This is a genomic window from Acinetobacter sp. YH01009, assembly GCF_013420765.1.
In the GTDB taxonomy this organism is placed as follows: domain Bacteria; phylum Pseudomonadota; class Gammaproteobacteria; order Pseudomonadales; family Moraxellaceae; genus Acinetobacter; species Acinetobacter amyesii.
Genome location: NZ_VOYE01000039.1, coordinates 1 through 3,422, shown reverse-complemented (window position 1 = coordinate 3,422; position 3,422 = coordinate 1). Strand labels below are relative to the sequence as shown.

The window sequence follows — 3,422 nt, the reverse complement described above, 5'->3', positions numbered from 1 at the left end:
GCCAGGCCTCAGCATTTTATTATGGTGATCCCCTGGGCGAAATGCGCCTGGTAAGCAGAGTTTTTGAAATGTAAGGCCTTTGAATAAGACAAAAGGCTGCCTCATCGCTAACTTTGCAACAGTGCCAGTTTTATTACGAACGTGTTTTGGGTGGACAACGGAAAACATATTTCATCGAAAGACCAAAAAAAGAAAAAACACTTCCTGTTGTGATGAGTGAAGAAGAAACCATTCGGGTACTACGCGCTATTGAAAACGTGAAACACAAGGCTATTCTGATGACTATTTATTCGGCAGGTTTGCGCATTTCTGAATGTATAAACCTGAAAATAAAAGACATTGACTCCAAGCGCATGCAAATTCGTATAGAACAGTCAAAAGGAAAAAGAGATCGTTATACCATTTTATCTGAGAAAACATTAATTATTTTAAGAACATACTTTATGGAATATAAACCAAAAGATTATTTATTTGAAGGTCAAAAAGGTGGCGCATACTCAAGCCGAAGTATTCAAAACATTTTTAAAGCAGCTGTTTTAAAAGCAAAGATTCAAAAGGAAGTTACTGTACATACCTTACGACATAGCTTTGCAACGCATTTGCTTGAGAATGGTACGAGTTTACGTTATATTCAATCGTTGTTAGGTCATTCAAGCAGTAAAACAACTGAGGTTTATACACATATTACCACCAAGGGAATGGAACAATTAAAAAGTCCGATGGATTTGTTAGATATATAGAAAGGATTTGTATATTTGAGCAAAACTTAACAAAAAGCACTATGAATATAAATCCTTTTGAGAGAGTAGAAACGAACGGTAAACGGTTGAAAACGGATTTGTCACTGATAATGAAAGGTTTAGCAAAATAAGATATAGTGGATATATACGCCATTTGGCGTATAGCCACTTGTTATGTGCCATTTTTGAATGACAATGCGAATAGATACGGACAAACAAATGAATTTACTTAGTGATAAGAACGTTGCAATAATTGGTGGTGGACCCGTTGGACTGACTATGGCAAAATTATTACAGCAAAACGGCATAGACGTTTCAGTTTACGAAAGAGACAACGACCGAGAGGCAAGAATTTTTGGTGGAACCCTTGACCTACACAAAGGTTCAGGTCAGGAAGCAATGAAAAAAGCGGGATTGTTACAAACTTATTATGACTTAGCCTTACCAATGGGTGTAAATATTGCTGATGAAAAAGGCAATATTTTATCCACAAAAAATGTAAAGCCCGAAAATCGATTTGACAATCCTGAAATAAACAGAAATGACTTAAGGGCTATCTTGTTGAATAGTTTAGAAAACGACACGGTTATTTGGGATAGAAAACTTGTTATGCTTGAACCTGGTAAGAAGAAGTGGACACTAACTTTTGAGAATAAACCGAGTGAAACAGCAGATTTGGTTATTCTTGCCAATGGTGGAATGTCGAAAATAAGGAGCTTTGTTACCGACACGCAAGTTGAAGAAACCGGTACTTTCAACATCCAAGCTGATATTCTTCAACCGGAAATAAACTGTCCCGGATTTTTTCAGCTATGCAACGGCAACCGATTAATGGCGGGACATCAGGGCATTTTATTGTTTGCCAATCCCAATAATAATGGTGCATTGTATTTAGGAATTAGTTTTAAAACGCCCGATGAATGGAAAAATAAAATTCCCTTAGATTTTCAGGACAGAAACAGCGTTGCCGATTTTTTATTGAAAAGATTTTCCAAATGGAGTGAAGTTTACAAACAATTAATACGTTCGGTATCAACATTTCAATGCTTGCCCACAAGGAAATTTCCTTTGAACAATGATTGGAAAAGTAACCGTCCATTACCCATAACAATGATTGGCGATGCTGCTCATTTGATGTCGCCTTTTGCAGGACAGGGTGTAAATACGGGATTATTGGATGCTTTGATATTGTCTGAAAACCTTACAAACGGAGAATTTACAAGTATTGAAAATGCCATCGAAAACTACGAACAACAAATGTTTGTTTATGCAAAAGATACGCAGGACGAATCGACAGAAAACGAAACCGAAATGTTTAGTCCCAATTTTTCGTTTCAAAAATTATTGAATCTATAAACAGTAAGAAAAAACGGCTACTAACAAGCAGTTTTGCAATAGTGGGGCAGAAGTGCAAAATTGAACTTGTGTGCTTCTATCAACTTTTGTACATTAGCTGCCAGTTTAAGATGGGTGCATTTGAGTATGCCCAAAGGAGCCCGCAAGTATGCGCAGGACGAAGCCAGTAGCCGCGCCGATGGTGGCGCGGGTCTATCTGCGCGTCAGCACCGACGCGCAGGACTTGGAACGCCAAGAGGCGATCACTACGGCCGCGAAGGCCGCCGGCTACTACGTCGCCGGCATCTACCGTGAGAAGGCATCCGGCGCACGCGCCGACCGGCCTGAGCTGCTGCGCATGATCGGCGACCTACAGCCCGGCGAGGTGGTCATTGCCGAGAAGATCGACCGCATCAGCCGCCTACCTTTGCCCGAGGCCGAGCGCCTGGTGGCCTCGATACAGGCCAAAGGCGCACGCCTGGCCGTCCCTGGCGTGGTCGATCTATCCGACCTGGCGGCCGAGGCCCAGGGCGTCGCCAAGATCGTGCTGGAAGCCGTGCAGATCATGCTTTTTCGCCTGGCCTTGCAGATGGCCCGCGACGACTACGAGGACAGGCGCGAACGCCAGCGCCAAGGCATTGAGTTGGCCCGCCAGGCCGGGCGGTACAAGGGCCGCCGTGCTGATCCGAAGCGCCGCGCCCAAGTTGTCGCGCTGCGCAAGTCCGGCTACAGCATCAACAAGACCGCCGAGCTGGCCGGGTACAGTGCGGCCCAGGTGAAACGGATATGGGCCGAGGTCAGCCAGGCCGAAGCGAAGCAGCACGGCGCGTTCGTGGAGGACGCATTGACGGAAGCCGATGCCCTGGCCGCTGTCGGCCAGGATGAGCGCCAGGAGGAAAGGGCATGAAGAAGCCGAACCAAGACGACGAGCCGTTTTTCATCACCGAGGAGATTGCGGCCGAAATGATCGCCGGCGGCTATGAGTTCGAGCTGCCGCCCATTCCTTGCACCATCCGCCTACGCGACGTGCTGGAGCGCATGACCGATGCTGAGCTAGCATTGCAGCCGGGCGAGATCGCCGACCAGGAGCGTGAACGCTGCCGGCGCAAGCCGTGTTCAACCTCATGATCTGGTCATGGTATTTTTCATGGCACTGAGCCTGATAGTTCTTGCAAATTGTTGTCACTAAAGGGTTTTGTGTGCTTGTTTACAATCGAGTGGGAGTGACGGGCACTGGCTGGCAATGTCTAGCAACGGCAGGCATTTCGGCTGAGGGTAAAAGAACTTTCCGCTAAGCGATAGACTGTATGTAAACACAGTATTGCAAGGACGCGGAACATGCCTCAT

At 45.6% G+C, this 3,422-nt stretch carries 4 protein-coding genes; all 4 read left to right on the top strand.

Annotated features, from left to right (window positions below; all coding sequences use genetic code 11):
• Positions 1 to 146: 146 nt before the first annotated feature.
• The 4 genes from FTT76_RS17365 (at position 147) to FTT76_RS17350 (ending at position 3,203) form a co-directional block, all read left to right on the top strand.
• Complete coding sequence (locus FTT76_RS17365) at positions 147 to 740, top strand: tyrosine-type recombinase/integrase (RefSeq protein WP_205779272.1); 594 nt, start codon at positions 147 to 149, stop codon at positions 738 to 740.
• Positions 741 to 929: 189 nt separating this feature from the next.
• Positions 930 to 2,096, top strand: coding sequence for a tetracycline-inactivating monooxygenase Tet(X3) (locus FTT76_RS17360; RefSeq protein ID WP_024160783.1), 1,167 nt, complete (start codon positions 930 to 932; stop codon positions 2,094 to 2,096).
• Positions 2,097 to 2,244: 148 nt separating this feature from the next.
• Entirely contained in the window at positions 2,245 to 2,982 is a 738-nt protein-coding gene (locus FTT76_RS17355; protein WP_001366550.1) for a recombinase family protein, read from the top strand.
• Positions 2,979 to 3,203, top strand: coding sequence for a hypothetical protein (locus tag FTT76_RS17350; protein ID WP_000743213.1), 225 nt, complete (start codon positions 2,979 to 2,981; stop codon positions 3,201 to 3,203). The genes FTT76_RS17355 and FTT76_RS17350 overlap by 4 nt, the downstream gene beginning before the upstream one ends.
• Positions 3,204 to 3,422 lie beyond the last annotated feature (219 nt).